Origin of the sequence: Citrobacter sp. RHBSTW-00986, from assembly GCF_013783065.1 — a bacterium.
Lineage (GTDB): Bacteria > Pseudomonadota > Gammaproteobacteria > Enterobacterales > Enterobacteriaceae > Citrobacter > Citrobacter braakii.
Window position 1 is genome coordinate 948,823 of record NZ_CP056200.1, and the last position, 19,793, is coordinate 968,615.

Consider the following 19,793-nt stretch of genomic DNA (forward strand, 5'->3'; position numbering starts at 1 on the left):
GTTCATGCTGAAAAGATGCCTGTGGCTTAGCGCATTAATCGCTGGCTGGTTGATGATTACCGCGTGCAGTAGCGCGCACAATACAACGCCTCGCTACGTTCCTCCCGCAGAGAGAACGCCGCTGACGGCGGATCATCCGTGGCCGAAAAATAGCTTCCTGGTGCTCGGCTACCACGATGTCGAGGATGGTGCCGCCGACCAACGCTATCTTTCTGTGCGCACCAGCGCGTTGAGCGACCAAATGGCCTGGCTGCGTGATAATGGCTATAACCCGATCAGCGTGCAGCAAATCCTGGACGCCCATGACGGTAAAATCGTGTTGCCGGAAAAAGCGGTATTACTCACCTTTGATGACGGATATAGCAGTTTTTATACCCGCGTCTGGCCGCTGCTGAAAGCCTATAACTGGCCTGCGCTCTGGGCGCCGGTGGGGAGTTGGGTTGATGCTCCCGCCAACAAAAAAGTCGATTTTGGCGGCTTAATGACGGCGCGAGATAAATTCGCCACCTGGAAAATGGTCGAAGAGATGGGCAAATCACCGTTGGTGGAAGTCGGTGCGCACACCTGGAATTCGCATTTCGGTGCACAAGCCAACCCGCAGGGAAGTAAAGAACCGGCGGTGGCGAACCGCCTGTATGATAAGAAAACCGGCACTTACGAAACGGATGAACAGTACACGCGCCGTATAAACGCGGATATCTCTCTCATCACCAACAAGATCAAATCGGTGACCGGGAAATCACCGCGCGCGTGGGTCTGGCCTTACGGGGCAGCCAACGGCACAACGTTAAACCTGGCTAAAGAGCATGGCTATAAGATGGCCTTCACGCTCAACGAAGGGTTGGCGAATGCCGCGTTTCTTGATGACATCCCGCGCGTGCTAATCTCTGATAACCCCTCTCTTAAGCGCTTTGCCAGCCAGGTCGCTCAGGTACGTGAACCGCAGACGATGCGCGTGATGCATGTCGATCTGGATTACGTGTATGACAAGGACCCTGCTCAGCAGAAGCGAAACATCGACAAGCTTATCCAGCGCGTTTATGACATGCGTATTTCTCATGTCTTCCTGCAGGCCTACGCCGATCCGCAGGGCGACGGAAATATTCGCGAGCTCTATTTCCCTAACCGCTGGCTGCCGATGCGTGCCGACCTCTTTAACTATATCTCCTGGCAGTTACAAACGCGGGCAGGGGTGACGGTGTATGCCTGGATGCCGGTTCTGGCTTTCGATCTCGACGCTTCCATCCCACGCGTAACCGCCTGGGATCCGAAAACGGGACGTACAGCGATCAACCGCGAGAACTATGTCCGTCTGTCTCCCTGGAGCAGCGAAGCGCGTCAGCGCATCACTGAAATCTATGAAGACCTGGCCAAACACGCCAGCTTCAAAGGGATTTTGTTCCATGACGATGCTTTCCTGACGGACTTTGAAGACGCGTCACCGGAGGCGTTGGCTGCCTACCGCGCCGCAGGGCTTCCCGGAAGCATTGAGCAAATCCGTAGCAATCCACAGGCGTTCGAGCGCTGGACGCGACTGAAAAGTAAGGTGCTGATCGACTTCACCAAACAACTGACCCAGGCGGTGCGTAATATTCGCGGTCCGCAGGTGCAGACGGCGCGCAATATTTACGCCATGCCGGTACTGGAGCCGGAGAGTGAAGCCTGGTTTGCGCAGAACCTGAATGATTTCCTCAATACCTATGACTGGACGGCACCGATGGCGATGCCTTTCATGGAGCAGATCCCGGCTAATGATGCCAACGCCTGGCTCGACAGATTAGTGAATGCCGTTGCACAAACGCCCGGCGCGCTGGACAAAACCGTGTTTGAACTACAGGCACGAGACTGGCGTAAATCCGGGGACGAGGCTGAAATCAGCGGAAAACAAATAGCCGAATGGATGCGCCAGCTGAAATTAAGCGGTGCAGGTAACTACGGCTATTACCCGGATGATTTCATCAGCGACAAACCTGAGATGTCAGAGATTCGCTCGACGTTCTCCTCATACTGGTACCCGCAAAAATGACCGATCGCATAATTGCTTTCCTGATACTTTGCCTGATGTTCAGCCTGCCGTTTGGCGTGGCGGTCATCTTTACAGGTGAAGTGATGTTGAACTTCGTCTTCTTCTGGCCCTTGTTTATGTCTGCTTTGTGGATAAGCGGCGGGGTCTATTTCTGGTTCTACCGTGAGCGTCACTGGAAATGGGGAGATGACACACCGCCACCGACGCTGGAGGGGAATCCGCTGGTTTCCATTCTGATCCCCTGTTTTAACGAAGGGATCAATGCGCGCGAAACCATTGAGGCCGCGCTGGCGCAGCGATATAAAAATATTGAAGTGATTGCCATCAACGATGGTTCAACGGATGACACCCACGACGTGCTGGAACAACTGGCGGTGGAATACCCCAGTCTGCGGGTGATTCATCTGGCTGAAAACCAGGGCAAAGCGCTGGCGCTCAAGACCGGGGCAGCAGCGGCGCGCAGTGATTACCTGGTGTGTATTGATGGCGATGCGTTACTGGACCGTGATGCCGTTGCCTATATTGTGGCGCCGCTGATCCAGTTCCCGCGCGTCGGTGCGGTGACCGGGAACCCACGTATTCGAACCCGCTCCACCTTAATCGGTCGGGTGCAGGTCGGGGAGTTTTCTTCCATTATCGGCTTGATTAAGCGCACTCAGCGAGTTTATGGGCAGATCTTTACCGTTTCCGGCGTGGTTGCTGCGTTTCGTCGTCGCGCGCTGGCCGAGGTCGGTTACTGGAGCCCGGACATGATCACCGAAGACATCGATATCAGTTGGAAGCTGCAATTGCGCCACTGGTCGATATTCTTTGAGCCGCGCGCACTGTGCTGGATCCTGATGCCTGAAACGTTAAGAGGGTTATGGAAACAACGACTGCGCTGGGCGCAAGGCGGTGCGGAGGTGTTTATCGTGAATATGCGCCGCCTGTGGTCATGGGAATATCGCCGTATGTGGCCGCTGTTTTTTGAGTTCTGTTTTTCTACCACCTGGGCGTTTGCCTATGCGATCAGTATCGTGCTGTTCCTGTTAGGGCTGATGATCCCGATGCCGGACTCGCTGTATGTACAACATCTGTTCCCGCCGGCCTTTACTGGGCTAATCCTCGGCGTGGTGTGCTTGTTGCAGTTTGCGGTGAGTCTGATGATTGAGCGGCGCTATGAAAAAGGCATTGGCGCGTCGTTGTTCTGGATTATCTGGTTCCCGGTGGTGTACTGGATGCTAAGCCTGTTCACCACGCTGGTCGCTTTCCCGAAAGTAATGCTCAAACGCAAACGCGGCAGGGCGCGTTGGGTGAGTCCCGATCGTGGAATTGGGAGGATCGAATCATGAGCCAGCCGCTGATCTTTACGGAGCAGCGTTTGCTGCCGCGCATCATTGACGTGCTGTTAACGCTTTTTGCCTGGGTTGGCTTTTTATATTTGATCTATAAAGGGCTGATCACCGCTCTGGCGCACTCACCTTATATAGGCGTGCGACCCTTTTTCACCACGCTGGATACGGTCACGTTTTACATCCTTGTCGCGCTGGTCAACGGACTGGTGCTGATTGGTTGGGCGAAGTACAACCAGTTTCGTTTTCGGGTGGAACGTCGTAGCCGCAGACCCGGACTGGAAGATCATGAGCTGGCGGAAAGTTTGCGTATTACCCGGGAACTGGTGACAGAGCTGAACAAAGCGCGGGTGCTGACGGTTCACCATCATGAAAGTGGTGAAATCAGTCATATCGATGTGGACAAGGACATCGCCGATAACCGTCTACCGCCGCCGACGCCTGCGATGCTGGAGTATTTGCCGCCAGAGCCGCAGCCGTTGTTGCAGAAAAGGCCTGAGTGATATTTCTACTTTCAGTTGCTTCCTTCAGCCTCGCACAGGTCTATGATTAGACCCAGACAATAAAAAAATGCGAGGCAATGTCGTGGATAAGGAACTACTGGATGCCGGTTACCGGGCCTATACCGGCGAGAAGATTGACGTCTACTTCAATACGGCGATATGTCAACATTCGGGCAACTGCGTGCGGGGAAGCGCAGCGCTTTTTAACCTGAAGCGTAAACCGTGGATCATTCCGGATGAAGTGGATGTCGCGACGGTCATTAAAGTGATTGATACCTGTCCGAGCGGTGCGCTGAAATATCGCCAGAAATGAGTGAGGGGACCATGGAAATTCTTGCAGGCCACAACAAATTTTATGTTAACGATGCCGAAGGCAATCAGGTTGCCGAGATTGTCTTCGTGCCGACGGGTGAGCATCTGAGCATCATTGAACATACCGATGTCGACCCCAGCCTGAAAGGCCAGGGGGTCGGTAAACTGCTGGTGGCGAAGGTGGTGGAGAAAATGCGCGCCGAAAACCGCAAAGTTATTCCGCTGTGCCCGTTTGCCAAACATGAGTTTGATAAAACCCGCGAGTACGACGATATTCGCGCCTGATAATCTTACGTGCGCCGGAAGGCATGACCGCCGTCCGGCGCATCACTCCCGATGCAGCAAATCCTGATAAATTCCCGTCAACACCCCTTGTGGGCCAAACTCTTTTTTAATCCATTGGGTTACACGACCAGTGGCCGAATGCTGGGTCGCCAGCAGCATCCGTGAATCCTGACGCGGGTTGTGGATCTGCCGCGTGACCAGCAACGACTTTTCCATCGCCTCGCGCACCATATAGTCCGGCAGAAAACCGATGCCCTCACCCAGGATCTGGCACTGGCATTTGGTATTAAAATCAGGAACCAGAATCGACTCCTGTCCGTGTAACAGCCAGCCGACCTTCTTGTTGATGGTGTGGGCGGTGTCTTCCACCATGATGTTCGGGTACAGGCGCAGTTGGCTCTCAGAAATCGGTTCAGGCATAAAAGCCAGCGGATGATCCGGGGCAATCGCAAACGACCAACGGATCGCGCCGATCTCGGTGTAATCAATCCCCCCGCCGTCCAGTAACGTATCCGGCGCGCCGATAGCGATGTTGGCGAGGTTGTTAATGATCGAATCCCAGACGCCGTTATATACCTCGGTGGTGACGGTTATCTGGCAGGTTGGAAACTGTTTCTTGAGTACCTGCAGCAGTCGTGCCGTATGTTGAGGGGTATACAACAGTTGATTAATACAGATGCGTACCCGGGCTTCAATGCCCTGAGCAATGGTATCTATACTGCGCTTGATGGCGTGGAAATCGTTGAGCAGGTCGGTCGCCTTGCGAAACAGATAGCGTCCGGACTCGGTCAGCTCAATGCTGCGGGTACTGCGGGTAAACAGCACCACGTCAAGCCCCACCTCCATGCGCTTAATGGTGTAACTAATTGCTGATGTGGTTAAGCCAAGTTCCTCAGCTGCCTTGCTGAAGCTGCTGTAGCGGGCTGCCATCGTAAATGCCAGCAGGTTTTCCTCGGTAAAAATTGAATTCATCTTCCTCCCCTCCGGCGACAAACGCGCATCTGCGACGCGATGATTGTTGAATGTATTTGTAATCCTTATGCAGAGCAATCAGTTTTGAACAGAATTTAACACTAGTTTTACAATTGATTTGAAGGCAATCACACTTCTGTATATTAATTGCAGGCCGCTATCCGTGTAGCATCACGCCTGATTTTCCTGACAACTGATTAATGGCTAAAAGCGGCTCTGTCATAAGGAAAAGATTGCACTACAGCACGTTTTGTTCTCATTGTTAAATTTGATTCAATAATCGACACGCTTACGATGAATGAAATTTAAGCGGATATTATTCTCTGCACTCTGTTGCTATTCTCAGCTTATCGGATATTTAAAAAGTCTAAAAAACTGCAGGAGAGCGATTATGTCAGAGAAAGAACTCATTACTGAATTTCTGCTGGCGGCAGAGCAGGGTGATGCCGATGGATTAAAATCCTGCCTGGCAAAAAATGTGGATATTAATGCCACTAACCGCCAGGGGCGCACTGCCATAATTATTGCCAGCCTGAATAAACATTATGACTGTGTTTCTTTATTGATTGCTGCCGGTGCCGATATTAATAAACAGGATCAAACCTGTTTTAATCCATTCCTGATTAGCTGTCTGACTAACGATTTAACGCTGCTGCGTACCGTATTACCGGCCAACCCCGATCTTAATTGCCTGAGCCGTTTTGGCGGCGTCGGTATTACGCCAGCCAGCGAAAAAGGTCATGTAGAGATCGTACGCGAACTGCTGCTGCGTACCGATATCAATGTTAATCATACCAACTTTGTCGGCTGGACGCCGTTACTGGAAGCCATCGTGCTTAATGACGGCGGTGCGAAACAGCAGGAAATCGTCAAGCTGCTGCTCGAGTATGGCGCAAACCCGCACATGACGGATAAATACGGTAAAACCCCGCTGGAGCTGGCGCGGGAGAAAGGATACCACGAAATTTCCGAGCTGCTGATTGCGGCCGGAGCCTGACAGAGGAGCGCCACTATCGCTACGCCATCACGGCGATGCGTACGGGCGCTAACCGCAGACGGCGCGTTTCTCGCTTTCCGGGGAACGGGACGGGTTGAACAGGTTTTTTCCCGCGCGGTAAACCTGTTGATACCTGAACAGCAGCGGTTGCTGACGTTACTGAGTGAAGGTTGTGATAACGCGCCTAACAGCTGTCGGCTGGCGCTGACGCATTGTGAAGAGCTGTTTCACCCCGGTGAGAGAGTCAGTTTTACCGAATCGGGGATAGCCGTTGGCAACGATAAATGGATAGAAACTTCCGGTTGTCTGCCATGGCGCATACCACGGTGGAGGCTTGATGCAATAAGCCTTGCTGCAATCCGCTGGCTGCGCTGGGAAGAGGTTATCCGCCAACAGCTAAGAAGCGCTGACACATTATTTCTGTACCAGGGTGATAACCCGTTTTATCTGGAAATCACCCGTCAATTACTGAGTCGCCGACAAACATTACTGGCGGCGTTGCATACAGGAGAAAATATCTCTACAGCGGTCAGCCATTTAATTGGTCTGGGGATTGGTCTGACGCCTTCATCTGATGATTATTTAGTGGGTTTAAGCACTATTTTATTTATTCCTGGACATCCGCTGGGGAAATATCGTGATGAATTTTTAGCAGCCTTACAACGTGCCGGAAATAATACCACGCTACTCAGCAAAATAACGCTAGAGGAAGCCTTTCATCAACGTTATCGGGAAAGCGTCGGACGGCTGCTGAACCATATTATTACTGAGCAACAACCCGTTTCTACGCAATATATTACTGACATTAAAAATATCGGCTCAAGTTCTGGCTGCGACATGCTGTATGGCATGGCGGACGCCTGCGCCCTGAGCCACAGGTCCGGAGGGAATTATGTCGATCAGGATAGTTGTTAAAAAGAACACGTATTTTGATTCTGTCTCACTGATGTCTATCTCCACACGCGCAAATAAGCTCGATGGCGTTGAGCAGGCGTTCGTGGCTATGGCGACAGAAATGAATAAGGGCGTACTGAATAATCTCGGTCTGCTCACGCCTGAACTTGAAGAGGCGAAAAGTGGCGACCTGATGATTGTCATTAAAGGCGCCAGCGAGGCGGCGAACGATCAGACGCTGGTGGCGATTGTAGATTTGTTTACGCATAAAGAGCAAGGGGGGCAGCATGAAGCGCGCTATGCCACGCTTGCCAGTGCGAAGAAGCATGTTCCTGACAGCAACCTGGCGGTGATCTCGGTCAATGGTCTGTTTGCCGCGCGTGAAGCGCGTCAGGCGCTGCAAAATAACCTCAACGTGATGCTGTTCTCTGACAACGTCTCTCTTGAAGACGAACTGGCGCTCAAGCAGCTGGCGCATGAAAAAGGGCTGCTGATGATGGGGCCCGATTGCGGAACCGCCATTATTAACGGCGCGGCGCTGTGTTTTGGCAATGCGGTGCGTCGCGGCAACATCGGAATTGTTGGCGCCTCCGGTACCGGTAGCCAGGAACTGAGCGTACGCATTCACGAGTTTGGCGGCGGGATTTCCCAACTGATTGGCACCGGTGGACGCGATCTGAGCGAAAAGATTGGCGGCCTGATGATGTTTGACGCGATTGGTATGCTGGAGGTCGATCCGCAAACCGAGATCATCGCGCTTATCTCCAAACCTCCTGCGCCAACAGTGGCGCGCAAGGTGCTGGAACGTGCGCGCGCCTGCCATAAGCCCGTCGTGGTGTGTTTCCTCGGACGTGAAGCCGCGCCTGCGGATGAAAACGGTCTGCTGTTTGCACGCGGCACTAAAGAGGCGGCGCTGAAAGCGGTACTGCTGACTGGCGTGAAAAAAGAGAGTCTGGATCTGCATCCGCTCAACTGGCCGCTGATTGAAGAGGTCCGCGCCCGCCTGACCCCGCAGCAAAAGTACATTCGCGGCTTGTTCTGTGGCGGCACGCTGTGCGATGAGGCGATGTTTGCTGCCATGGAAAAACATGCGGAGGTTTACAGCAACATTCATCCGGATCCGGCTTTTCGCCTGACAGATCTCAACCGCAGCGTGGGACATACCTTCCTTGATTTCGGAGATGACGATTTTACCAACGGTAAACCGCACCCGATGATCGATCCAACCAACCGCATTAGTCGTCTGTTGCAGGAAGCACGCGATCCTGAAGTCGGCGTGATCGTTATGGACTTCGTTCTTGGATATGGATCACATGAAGATCCGGTTGGCGTGATGATCGAGGCGATCGTCGAAGCCAAAGCGATCGCCGCCGCAGAGGGGCGTCCGCTTGAGATCCTCGGCTACGTGCTGGGAACCGATCTCGATACGCCGTCGCTGGAAAAACAGTGCCAGATGCTGACCGATGCAGGCGTGATCTGGGCGAGCAGTAGCACCAATACCGGATTGCTGGCGCGTGAATTTATCTGTAAAGGGGAGGAAGCCTGATGAGCCAGACACTGTTTAACCAGCCGCTGAACGTGATTAACGTCGGCATCGCGATGTTCAGCGATGACCTGAAAAAGCAGAATGTTCCCGTGACCCAGCTCGACTGGACGCCGCCGGGCCAGGGCAACATGCAGGTCGTGGCCGCACTGGACGAAATTGCCGATTCACCGCTGGCTGACAAAATCGCTGCCGCTAACCAGCAGGCGCTGGAACGCATTATCCAGTCGCATCCGGTGCTGATTGGCTATGACCAGGCGATCAACGTCGTGCCGGGCATGACCCGCAACACCATCCTGCACGCCGGACCGCCCATCTGCTGGGAAAAAATGTGCGGCGCAATGAAGGGCGCGGTCACCGGGGCTTTGGTGTTTGAAGGGCTGGCGAAAGATCTGGATGAAGCCGCCGACCTGGCCGCCTCGGGTGAAATCATCTTCTCACCGTGCCACGAGCATGACTGTGTCGGTTCGATGGCGGGTGTAACGTCGGCGTCGATGTTTATGCACATCGTCGAGAACAAAACCTACGGCAACCGCGCATATACCAATATGAGCGAGCAGATGGCGAAGATCCTGCGCATGGGCGCGAACGATCAGAGCGTTATCGATCGCCTGAACTGGATGCGCGATGTGATGGGACCGATGCTGCGCGACGCCATGAAGCTGGCGGGCGAAATCGATCTGCGCCTGATGCTGGCGCAGGCGCTGCACATGGGCGATGAGTGTCATAACCGCAACAATGCCGGGACGGCGCTACTGATACAGGCACTGACGCCGTGGATTATTCAGACCGGCTATCCGGTTGAGCAGCAGCGTGAGGTATTCGAGTTCGTCCTCAGCAGCGATTACTTCTCCGGACCGACCTGGATGGCGATGTGTAAAGCCGCAATGGACGCCGCACACGGGATCGAATACAGCACCGTAGTTACGACGATGGCGCGTAACGGCGTTGAATTCGGTCTGCGCATCAGCGGCTTACCGGGTCAGTGGTTTACCGGTCCGGCGCAGCAGGTGATTGGCCCAATGTTTGCGGGCTATAAGCCCGAAGATTCCGGACGTGATATCGGTGATAGCGCAATTACCGAAACCTACGGCATCGGCGGTTTTGCCATGGCCACGGCACCGGCCATCGTGGCGCTGGTGGGCGGTACGGTTGAAGAGGCGGTCGATTTCTCTCGCCAGATGCGTGAAATCACTCTCGGCGAAAACCCCAACGTTACCATTCCGTTACTTGGTTTTATGGGCGTACCGACCGCTATCGACATTACGCGCGTGGGTAGCACCGGCATTCTGCCGGTGATTAACACCGCAATTGCGCACAAAGATGCGGGGATCGGCATGATCGGCGCCGGAATAGTCCATCCGCCGTTCGCCTGTTTTGAAAAGGCGATCCTCAACTGGCGCGACCGCTACTGCCAATAACAACAATCGGGGCTAACGCTGTTAGCCCCACAGTAGCGAAGCGAAAAACGTTGCTTACCTGCAGGGCTGGGCGATCCCCGGGATCGCAAACGATGCTTAACCTGTTAAGGATATTCCATGAACAGCATAAAACTAGAATGGAAACGTGGTGACTGGGCTGCTTACTTTGGGCTGATGACCAACAACCTGACTAACCTGCTGACAATGATGGGGCTGCTCATTTTTGTCGTCGGGATCCCTACCGAAATTGTCTATGGTCGCATTGCGCCTGCCTTTGGTCTGGCGGTGCTGGTGGCCAGCGTCTGCTACGCCTGGTTTGGCCTGCAGATGGCAAAGCACACGGGGCGTAAAGACGTGACGGCGCTGCCGTCCGGGCCGAGCGCACCGTCAATTTTTACCGTGACCTTCCTGGTGCTAATGCCGGTATATCAGCAAACCAAAGATGCCAACTTTGCTATCCAGATAGCCCTGGTGTGGTGCTTTGTAGAAGCGTTGATCCTGGTCGGCGGCTCCTTCCTGGGCGAGACCATCCGCAAGATGATCCCGCGTACGGTATTACTTTCTTGTCTGTCCGGTCTGGGACTGTTGCTGCTGGCGATGAACCCGATGCTGCAGGCATTTGAAGCGCCGACCGTCTCTTTCATCGTCTTGTTGTTGATCTTCATTAACTGGTTCGGTAAGAAGCCGATTTTTGCCCGCATCCCCACCGGTTTGCTGCTGCTGATTGCCGGTACAGCGTTGGCGTGGATCTCCGGTTTGCAAAGCCCGGAAGCCATTAAATCTTCGATGTCTTCCTTTGGCTTCAACCCGCCGGAAATCCATGTCGACAGCTTCCTGCAGGGGTTGCCGCACGCGCTGCCGTACCTGGCTTCTGCGGTTCCTCTGGGTCTGGCGAACTACATTTTTGACCTTGAGAACATTGAAAGTGCGCATGCGGCGGGTGATGAGTACAACACCCGTAAGGTCATGATGGCGAACGGTTTTGCCTCCATGCTCGGCTGCATGCTGGGCAACCCATTCCCGGTGACCGTATATGTTGGGCATGCGGGCTGGAAAGCGATGGGGGCCAGCATCGGTTATACCCTCGCTTCAGGCATCACCATGTTCCTGGTACCGCTGTTTGGGCTGGGGGCGTTTATGCTCGCGATTATTCCGATGACTGCGATAGTGCCGATTCTGGTGTTTATCGGCGTGGTGACCGCCAACCAGGTGGTGCGAGAGACGCCCAAAGTCGAGGTTCCCGTTATCTTTATCTGCTTGTTCCCGTGGATCGCTAACTGGGCGTTGACCATCGTCAACAGCGTGATGGGCGCCGCCGGAACATCCGCGGGGAAACTGGGTAGCGACCTGCTGCACAGCAAAGGAGTCTATTACGATGGGCTGGTACATCTGGGAAGCGGCGCGCCGCTGGCCAGTATGCTGTGGGGCTGCGTCGCTATCTTCGCCATTATGAATAAGCCGCTGCGTGGGGCGATTGCCGCAGCTTTTGGCGCGCTGTTATCGCTGTTTGGTGTGATCCACTCTCCGGCGGTTGGCTTTGCAGAAGGCAGTTCGATGATGTTTGTTGTGGCCTACCTGATGATGAGCGGCATGTTTGTCCTCAAGCATGTTCTTGATAGCCGTGAAGCGGTGACTGCGCCTGAGCAGGAACCGACGAAAACGACCTGAATCGCCTGTAAGCGGAAGATAACACTATGAAAGAACTTGTGGTCGTTGCCATTGGCGGCAACAGCATTATCAAAGATAACGCCAGCCAGTCGATTGAGCACCAGGCTGAAGCGGTGAAAGCGGTGGCGGACACGGTGCTGGAGATGTTGGCATCGGACTACAACATTGTGCTGACGCACGGAAACGGGCCGCAGGTGGGGCTGGATCTACGGCGTGCGGAAATCGCGCATGAGCGTGAAGGGTTGCCGCTCACCCCGCTGGCAAACTGCGTCGCCGATACGCAGGGCGGGATCGGCTATCTGATCCAACAGGCGCTGAACAACCGCCTGGCGCGGCGCGGTGAGCAGAAGGCGGTTACGGTGGTCACGCAGGTGGAGGTCGACAAAAACGATCCGGGCTTCGCTAACCCGTCCAAGCCTATCGGCGCGTTCTTTAGCGAAGCGCAGCGCGATGAACTGCAGCGGGTCAATCCGGGCTGGCGCTTTGTTGAAGATTCGGGACGCGGCTACCGCCGGGTCGTCGCCTCTCCGGAACCGAAGCGTATTGTCGAGGCGGAGGCGATCAAAACGCTGACCCAGCAAGGTTTTGTGGTGATTGGCGCGGGGGGCGGTGGGATCCCGGTGGTGCGTAGCGATCAGGGGGATTATCAGAGCGTGGATGCGGTGATTGATAAAGATCTCTCCACGGCTCTGCTGGCGCAGGAGATCCGCGCTGACATTCTGGTGATCACCACCGGCGTCGAACAGGTCTGTATTCATTTTGGCAAACCCAACCAGCAGGTGCTGGATAAGGTGGATGTCGCAACGATGACCCGTTACATGCAGGAGGGACATTTCCCGCCGGGGAGCATGTTACCCAAAATCGTTGCCAGTCTGGCGTTCCTGGCGCGTGGCGGTAAGCGAGTGATCATCACCACGCCGGAATGCCTGCCGGCCGCACTGCGCGGCGAAACGGGCACCCATATTGTCCATTCCTGAGAGGAAATGTGAATGAAGGAAAGTAACAGCCGCCGTGAATTTTTAAGTCAGAGCGGAAAAATGGTGACCGCTGCCGCGCTGTTTGGCGCAGTGGCTCCGGTAGCGTATGCTGCTAATCCTGTCGGGAACACCTGCGGGGCGAAGAGCACAATGACGATTAACGATAAGCACTATTACCTGGATAACGTCCTGCTGGAAGCGGGGTTTGATTACGAAAACTCGGTGGTGGTGCATACCCGTACCGCGCTACAAACCGTTGAAATTCAGGACGGGAAAATTGTTGCCCTGCGTGAGAATAAGCAGCATCCGGATGCGACGCTGCCGCACTACGATGCGGGGGGAAAGCTGATGCTGCCCGCCATGCGTGACATGCACATCCATCTGGATAAAACCTTTTACGGCGGTCCCTGGCGTTCGCTGAATCGCCCGGCTGGCACCACCATTCAGGATATGATCCGCCTTGAGCAAAAGCTGCTGCCTGAACTCCAGCCTTACACGCAGGAGCGCGCGGAAAAGCTCATCGATCTGCTGCAATCAAAAGGCACCTCGATCGCCCGCAGCCACTGCAATATCGAACCGGTTTCCGGGCTGAAAAACCTGGAAAATCTGCAGGCGGTGCTGGCGCGTCGCCAGCCGGGTTTTGCCTGTGAAATCGTGGCGTTTCCGCAGCATGGCCTGCTGTTATCGAAGTCTGAACCGTTGATGCGTGAAGCAATGCAGGCGGGGGCGCATTACGTCGGCGGTCTGGACCCAACCAGCGTGGATGGGGCGATGGAAAAATCCCTCGACACCATGTTCCAGATTGCGCTGGATTACGATAAAGGCGTGGATATCCATCTGCATGAAACCAGCCCGGCAGGCGTTGCGGCAGTGAATTACATGGTGGAAACGGTGGAGAAAACGCCGCAGTTGAAGGGCAAACTGACCATCAGTCACGCATTTGCGCTGGCAACCCTGAACGAACAACAGGTGGATGCGCTGGCGAGCCGCATGGCGGCGCAGCAGATTACCATTGCCTCGACGGTGCCGATCGGTACCTTGCATATGCCGCTCAAGCAGTTGCGTGACAAAGGCGTGGAAGTGATTACCGGGACCGACAGTGTGATTGACCATTGGTCGCCGTACGGGCTTGGAGACATGCTGGAGAAGGCGAATCTGTACGCGCAGCTGTATATTCGTCCCAATGAACTCAACCTGTCGCGAGCGCTGTTCCTCGCCACCGGCGATGTGCTGCCGCTTAACGATAAAGGTGAGCGCGTCTGGCCGAAGGCGCAGGATGAAGCCAGCTTTGTACTGGTGGATGCCTCCTGCTCAGCGGAAGCGGTCGCGCGAATCTCCCCACGCACCGCGACCTTCCACAAAGGCCAACTGGTGTGGGGGAACGTCGCAAGCTAGCCTGGTTTGATGCGCAGCGGCAATCGCTGCTGCGCTCTCTGCTCGTTAACCGACGATCCCCATATAGCCGTGAATCCCCATATATAAGCCGACCATCGCGATAAGCGCGCTGGAAAAATAGGGGGCTTTGCGTGCCAGTGTGTTAAATCCGCTCCAGCGTTTGGCCGCCTGTTGCACGCTGATTGCCGCTCCCACGCCCACCGTTACCAGCGTTAGCGCCAGCCCGAGGCTGAAGCACAGCACCATGGTGGCACCCAGCGTGAAGGCTTTGAGCTGGATGCAAATCAGCAGTACCGTAATGGCAGCAGGGCAGGGGATCAACCCGCCGGTCAGACCAAACAATAATATTTGGCCGTTGGTGACCTCTTTGCCTGCAAAGCGGCGCTGAATATCGGTAGCATGTGCCCGCTCGTGCGCGTCCTGATACGCTTTTGAATCTTCGCTCAGTCCGGCCAGGGCGCTATGGTGATGATCATGTTCGTGATGATGGTGGTGAGCTTCACCGTGGTTATGATGGTGGTGATGGTCATCATGATCATGGTGATGCTCATGATCGTGGTCATGATGCGTCTGGGTCAGCCAGTTCTGTTCTCCCTGCCAGGTTCGCCAGAACATCCAGAATGCGGTCCCGAGAATAATAATCGCCGAGACAAACTGCAGCCACGGCTCAACGGCCTGGGCAGTAAACGCTTTGCTGATATACATCCCGCCGAGCGCAATCAGCCATACCACTGCGGTATGCGACAACGTTGCCGCCAGCCCCAGCATCACCGCCTGTTTGATGGTCCCCTTAATGGCAATAATAAAGGCCGCCATCATCGTCTTGGAATGCCCCGGTTCCAGACCGTGTAACACTCCTAGTAGAATCGCGCTGGGAATGAAAAACCAGGCGTTGCCTTGCTGAAGAAGCGTAGAAAACTCACCCATGAGAATGATTCTTAGTTGTTTAATTTTGCCAGATTCTACTCCCCCCCAGTATTAAATACTACCCCCCAGTAGAATGACGATGGTATTGTCGCTCCAGCCAGACGTTGAAAAGGTATTGCTATGTCACACACGATCCGCGACAAACAAAAGCTGAAAGCCCGAGCCAGTAAGATTCAGGGGCAAGTAGCGGCGTTGAAAACCATGCTGGATGAACCGCATGAATGCGCGGCGGTATTGCAGCAAATAGCTGCGATCCGCGGTGCGGTAAACGGGTTAATGCGCGAGGTGATTAAAGGTCATCTGACCGAGCACATTGTGCATCAGGGCGATGAAATTAAGCGCGAAGAAGATTTGGATGTGGTTTTGAAGGTACTCGATTCGTACATCAAATAAGTCAGTTTAACGGCTCATCCACATACTGATGAATGAGCCGTTAAAAACACGTTCTAGCCAAAAAACATCACAGATACGCACAGCAGACCGACAATCAGGGTGATCAGATTTCCCACTGAACGGTACGGCTTTAGCGCCGGGATCAGATAGGTAGATAATGTCGGCATGATAAACAGAATCATGGCAATCAGCGGCCCGCTAATCGCGTAAATCATTGAAATTGCATTAGGGTTAATGCAGCAAATGATAAACGTAATGGTCGAAACCAGCATAATGGACAGGGCGCGGTTAAAGGCCCGGCTTTTCTTCACTCCCACCTGATGCAACGATGTTTTTACCACCTCGGTTGCCCCTTCAATCACGCCAAAGTAGGTGCCGAGGAACGATTTTGACATCGCCACGACGGCGACAATGATCCCAGAAATCGACAGCCATGCTGGTGCGTTTGGCATCATCGATAGCGCTGACAGAATGGTCACGCCTTCATTCTTCGCGTCCTCGATATAGTTTGTCGGAATCGAAAGCAAACAGCTGAAGACGAAAAACAGCACGCTCAGGCAGATGATGACGTAGGCTACCTTCATGATTTTTTTGCATTTACCCATGGCCTGCTCGCCATATTTCTCACGTCGGTCGATGGCGAACGTCGAGATTATTGGCGTATGGCTAAAAGCGAAAACCATCACGGGAATAGATATCCAAACCTGATGAAGCGTGTGCTGATCGAAAGACATCTGGCCGGTGAGTAGCGTTGGCTGCCAGCTTCCAGTCAGGTAGAGCGAAAGGAACAAAAAGTACGCGATGAGCGGGAACACCAGAAAGCCCATTACCCGAATGGTTGCTTGTCGGCCCATCAGAAAAATCAGGTTCAGCACCAGCACCACGCCAAGACTGACCAGCATGCGAACACGCAGATCGATGGCGATATGTTTTGCCAGTTGTTCAGTGAGTGAATTGGTTATCGCCACGGCGTAGATCAGCACCACCACAAAGAAGGCAATAAAATAGAGGGTCGTGATCAGGCTGCCTATCTTTTTGCCGTAGTAGTGCGTAACTGCACCAGTGATCCCTTCACCTGCCGAGGTTTTTGAGGACAGGATAAACTGGCACAGCGCCTTGTGCGGCCAGTAGGTTAAAGGCCAGGCGACGAGTGCGGTGATAAACAGTACCACCGCGCCTGCAGAACCCAGCTGTATGGGGAGGAAGAGGGTTCCTGCGCCGACGGCAGTCCCATATAGTGCGAAGCTCCAGAGAGTCTCTTCTTTTGACCAAAATTTCGACATTATTTGAACGTATCAACTATAAAATAAACAAAAAGAAGCGCAATTTACCACAAATGGCAGGGGCTGGGGGAGGTGTCAACAAGCGGGCGAGTGAATGGATCAAAAGCCGGAACCGAGAAGATTCCGGCTATTGTTTGAATTATCAGGCAGTAACGCGCTGCTGGCGACGCTTCATAACGCGCTCGCGTAAAGTGTCATAAGCCCAGTTATAGAACATGGTGTATGGCAGGAAGAACAGGAAGAAACCTATTTCCAGCGTGAATGCCTGGAGCAGGCTGACGTTCAGCACATACGCCACGATGCTCACCCCGATGACAATAAAACCGCTCTCGAAGCCTAAGGCGTGGAATGCCCGCACTTTAGCCGTACGTTTTACCAGGTGCGACGGCCACAGTCGGTCAAACAGGGCGTTATAAATGATATTCCAGATCATCGCCGTCGTGGCGAGAAGAATGGTCAGTCCGCCCATTTCCAGCACCGAGCGCTGCATCAACCATGCGGTGGTTGGTGCGAGGATCGCGGTGGCAATGCCTTCAAAGCAGACGGCATGAAAAATTCGCTCCAGTAACGAGCGGCGTTGGACTGTATCGTGTTGCATAATCTAAAACCTTCTTTGATGCCCGGATAACGGAATGGTGGCAATTTTATCGTTTTATGTGATATCTAAAAGATAGTATCCATCGATAAAGTAGATAGTTCATGCGTTACTCTCCTGAAGCGTTAACGGCATTTGTGGAGACCGTTTCCTGCGGCTCATTTTCTGCTGCGGCCCGGCGGCTGCGTAAAAGTCAGTCCACCATCAGCACGGCCATTGCGCATCTGGAAGCCGATCTTGGTTTTGCGCTGTTTGACCGCTCATCACGTCAGCCGACGCTAACCGAAGAAGGTAAGCGGGTGCTGGGCTATGTGCAGGCAATTTTGACGGCCAGCGAACGTCTTGATGAGGCAGCAATTTCGCTGTCGGGTGAAACGGAAGCGCGTCTGACCTTCGTTTTGTCTGACACGCTGCATCCGGATGTGCTGGAAGAATTGATGGTGCAGTTTGACCACAAGTTTCCCCATACCGAGTTTGAATGTCTGATTGGCGAAGATGAAGACGTTATCGATCTGCTGCAAAAAGGACGTGCTCAGGTTGGGTTGATCGAAGCGCGGGAGGATTACCCGACCGACATGGGCGTCACGCGTCTGCCGATGCAAACCTGGATGGGATTATACGTTGCGGCATCACATCCACTGGCGACTCAAGAAAAAATGCAGTGGGAACAGCTACATACCTGGCGAGAGCTGCGGCTGAATACCTATCTGGAGAGCGGCACCAACGTGGCGCGCGGCCCCGTCTGGTCGGCGCCTAACTATTTGTTGCTGCTGAGTATGGCGGTGCAGGGATTCGGCTGGTGCGCGCTCCCTTGTGCGCTGGTGGAGGAGTTTGCGGCAGAAAAACCGCTGGTCCAATTGATGCTGCCCGGCTGGCCAAAGGCTATCTCTATCGATCTGCTGTGGAATAAGAAATCACCGCCTGGCGTGGCGGGAAGTTGGCTGCGCGACCATTTACAGCAGAGTGGCGTTCAGATGACCAATAAATGATACGAATTTCCTTTGTGATAAAAATCACCGTTTTTAAACAACCTTGATAACTCTTTTTAACAATCATCTACTATTGCGGTGTTATTTTGCGCTGAGGTGGTGATGAAAGAGGTTGTGATAGTCGGGGCGTTACGGACACCGATCGGCTGCTTCCAGGGGACGCTGGCGCGCCACTCTGCCGTTGAATTAGGTAGCATGGTAGTCAGGGCGTTACTGGAGCGCACGGGCGTGGACGTTCACGCTGTGGATGAAGTGATCCTCGGGCAAGTGCTTACCGCAGGTGCCGGGCAAAACCCGGCGCGTCAGTCCGCCATCAATGGTGGGCTACCCAATACCGTCTCCGCCATCACCATTAACGATGTCTGCGGCTCGGGTCTGAAAGCGCTGCATCTGGCGACCCAGGCTATCCAGTGCGGCGAAGCCGACATTGTCATTGCGGGCGGACAAGAGAATATGAGCCGTGCGCCGCATGTCCTTACTGATAGCCGTACCGGCGCACAGTTGGGCAACAGTCAACTGGTCGACAGCCTGGTGCATGATGGCCTGTGGGACGCTTTCAACGATTACCATATGGGCGTTACCGCGGAAAATCTGGCGCGGGAATATGGCATCAGCCGTGAACTGCAGGATGCCTACGCACTGCATTCGCAGCACAAGGCGCGGATGGCAATTGACGCCGGGCGCTTTAAAGATGAAATCGTGCCGGTGGTAACGCAGCGTAATGGGCAATCGTTCGTGGTGGATACCGACGAACAGCCGCGCACCGATGCCAGCGCAGAAGGGCTGGCGCGTCTGGATCCGACCTTCGACAGGCTCGGTTCAGTAACCGCGGGCAACGCGTCATCTATCAATGATGGCGCCGCTGCGGTGATGATGATGAGCGAGGCTAAGGCCCTGGAGCTGAATTTGCCGGTGCTGGCCCGCATTCGTGCCTTTGCCAGCGTCGGGGTCGATCCCGCCCTCATGGGAATTGCGCCGGTGTACGCGACGCGCCGTTGCCTTGAGCGTGTGGGCTGGCAACTGGCTGATGTTGATCTTATCGAGGCCAACGAAGCCTTTGCCGCACAGGCATTGTCCGTTGGAAAAATGCTGGAGTGGGATGAACGGCGAGTGAATGTGAACGGCGGAGCCATTGCGCTTGGTCATCCGATTGGCGCATCTGGCTGCCGTATTCTGGTTTCACTGGTGCATGAAATGGTGAAGCGTCGGGCGCACAAGGGCCTGGCAACGTTATGTATCGGCGGTGGTCAGGGCGTGGCGCTCGCTATCGAGCGAGATTAAC

General features: G+C 54.3%; 19 protein-coding genes. 15 read left to right on the forward strand and 4 right to left on the reverse strand.

Translation table 11 applies throughout. The features are described 5' to 3' along the window. The first annotated feature begins 4 nt into the window (after positions 1–4). The 5 genes from pgaB to HV345_RS04710 all read left to right on the forward strand — a co-directional run bounded on the left by pgaB (position 5) and on the right by HV345_RS04710 (position 4,457). A complete protein-coding gene (gene pgaB, locus HV345_RS04690) occupies positions 5–2,026 on the forward strand; it encodes a poly-beta-1,6-N-acetyl-D-glucosamine N-deacetylase PgaB (RefSeq protein ID WP_016157399.1) in 2,022 nt (673 codons plus the stop codon). Next, complete coding sequence (pgaC, locus tag HV345_RS04695) at positions 2,023–3,357, forward strand: poly-beta-1,6-N-acetyl-D-glucosamine synthase (RefSeq protein WP_016154305.1); 1,335 nt, start codon at positions 2,023–2,025, stop codon at positions 3,355–3,357. Before pgaB ends, pgaC begins: the two co-directional genes overlap by 4 nt. Then, positions 3,354–3,860: a poly-beta-1,6-N-acetyl-D-glucosamine biosynthesis protein PgaD gene (pgaD, locus tag HV345_RS04700; protein WP_181636314.1), complete on the forward strand. Its 507-nt coding sequence runs from the start codon at positions 3,354–3,356 to the stop codon at positions 3,858–3,860. The genes pgaC and pgaD overlap by 4 nt, the downstream gene beginning before the upstream one ends. Positions 3,861–3,942: 82 nt before the next feature. Beyond that, positions 3,943–4,173: a 4Fe-4S mono-cluster protein YjdI gene (gene yjdI / locus HV345_RS04705; protein WP_016154303.1), complete on the forward strand. Its 231-nt coding sequence runs from the start codon at positions 3,943–3,945 to the stop codon at positions 4,171–4,173. An 11-nt stretch (positions 4,174–4,184) separates the two neighbouring features. Next, entirely contained in the window at positions 4,185–4,457 is a 273-nt protein-coding gene (locus HV345_RS04710; protein ID WP_016157396.1) for a GNAT family N-acetyltransferase, read from the forward strand. Positions 4,458–4,499: 42 nt separating this feature from the next. Here HV345_RS04710 and HV345_RS04715 read toward each other — a convergent pair whose 3' ends face one another. Continuing rightward, positions 4,500–5,429, reverse strand: coding sequence for a LysR substrate-binding domain-containing protein (locus HV345_RS04715; protein ID WP_046276120.1), 930 nt, complete (start codon positions 5,427–5,429; stop codon positions 4,500–4,502). A gap of 391 nt (positions 5,430–5,820) precedes the next feature. Here HV345_RS04715 and HV345_RS04720 point away from each other — a divergent pair, with 391 nt between their 5' ends. The 7 genes from HV345_RS04720 to HV345_RS04750 all read left to right on the forward strand — a co-directional run bounded on the left by HV345_RS04720 (position 5,821) and on the right by HV345_RS04750 (position 14,324). Then, the gene (locus HV345_RS04720) at positions 5,821–6,426 is read left to right on the forward strand and encodes an ankyrin repeat domain-containing protein (RefSeq protein WP_181547490.1); all 606 of its coding nucleotides are present in this window, start codon (positions 5,821–5,823) and stop codon (positions 6,424–6,426) included. 126 nt (positions 6,427–6,552) lie between these two features. Beyond that, positions 6,553–7,341 (forward strand): DUF2877 domain-containing protein, encoded by a 789-nt coding sequence (locus HV345_RS04725; protein ID WP_181636315.1) that lies wholly within the window; start codon positions 6,553–6,555, stop codon positions 7,339–7,341. Next, positions 7,319–8,866: an acyl-CoA synthetase FdrA gene (gene fdrA, locus HV345_RS04730; RefSeq protein WP_181636316.1), complete on the forward strand. Its 1,548-nt coding sequence runs from the start codon at positions 7,319–7,321 to the stop codon at positions 8,864–8,866. The genes HV345_RS04725 and fdrA overlap by 23 nt, the downstream gene beginning before the upstream one ends. Beyond that, the gene (locus tag HV345_RS04735; RefSeq protein ID WP_016154297.1) at positions 8,866–10,284 is read left to right on the forward strand and encodes a DUF1116 domain-containing protein; all 1,419 of its coding nucleotides are present in this window, start codon (positions 8,866–8,868) and stop codon (positions 10,282–10,284) included. Before fdrA ends, HV345_RS04735 begins: the two co-directional genes overlap by 1 nt. A gap of 117 nt (positions 10,285–10,401) precedes the next feature. Continuing rightward, entirely contained in the window at positions 10,402–11,952 is a 1,551-nt protein-coding gene (locus tag HV345_RS04740; protein ID WP_016154296.1) for a hypothetical protein, read from the forward strand. Between the two features lie 26 nt (positions 11,953–11,978). After that, entirely contained in the window at positions 11,979–12,929 is a 951-nt protein-coding gene (locus tag HV345_RS04745; RefSeq protein WP_181636317.1) for a carbamate kinase family protein, read from the forward strand. Between the two features lie 12 nt (positions 12,930–12,941). Next, positions 12,942–14,324, forward strand: a complete 1,383-nt coding sequence (locus HV345_RS04750; protein WP_016157391.1) for an amidohydrolase family protein — start codon at positions 12,942–12,944, stop codon at positions 14,322–14,324. A 45-nt stretch (positions 14,325–14,369) separates the two neighbouring features. Here HV345_RS04750 and HV345_RS04755 read toward each other — a convergent pair whose 3' ends face one another. Then, positions 14,370–15,251 (reverse strand): nickel/cobalt efflux protein RcnA, encoded by an 882-nt coding sequence (locus HV345_RS04755; RefSeq protein WP_142418179.1) that lies wholly within the window; start codon positions 15,249–15,251, stop codon positions 14,370–14,372. A 120-nt stretch (positions 15,252–15,371) separates the two neighbouring features. Between HV345_RS04755 and rcnR the strand changes: the two genes are divergently transcribed. Then, a complete protein-coding gene (gene rcnR / locus HV345_RS04760; RefSeq protein WP_016154292.1) occupies positions 15,372–15,644 on the forward strand; it encodes a Ni(II)/Co(II)-binding transcriptional repressor RcnR in 273 nt (90 codons plus the stop codon). Between the two features lie 53 nt (positions 15,645–15,697). On the opposite strand, the gene HV345_RS04765 is transcribed toward rcnR, so the two are convergent. Beyond that, complete coding sequence (locus HV345_RS04765) at positions 15,698–16,927, reverse strand: amino acid permease (RefSeq protein WP_029139645.1); 1,230 nt, start codon at positions 16,925–16,927, stop codon at positions 15,698–15,700. A 142-nt stretch (positions 16,928–17,069) separates the two neighbouring features. Continuing rightward, positions 17,070–17,525: a multidrug/biocide efflux PACE transporter gene (locus tag HV345_RS04770; RefSeq protein WP_016154290.1), complete on the reverse strand. Its 456-nt coding sequence runs from the start codon at positions 17,523–17,525 to the stop codon at positions 17,070–17,072. 101 nt (positions 17,526–17,626) lie between these two features. On the opposite strand from HV345_RS04770, the gene HV345_RS04775 reads away from it, so the two are divergent. Both HV345_RS04775 and HV345_RS04780 read left to right on the forward strand, forming a co-directional pair. Then, positions 17,627–18,511, forward strand: coding sequence for a LysR family transcriptional regulator (locus HV345_RS04775; protein WP_047357807.1), 885 nt, complete (start codon positions 17,627–17,629; stop codon positions 18,509–18,511). 102 nt (positions 18,512–18,613) lie between these two features. After that, positions 18,614–19,792 carry an acetyl-CoA C-acetyltransferase gene (locus HV345_RS04780; RefSeq protein WP_016157388.1) on the forward strand — a complete coding sequence of 393 codons (1,179 nt, stop codon included), beginning with the start codon at positions 18,614–18,616 and terminating at the stop codon, positions 19,790–19,792. Position 19,793 lies beyond the last annotated feature (1 nt).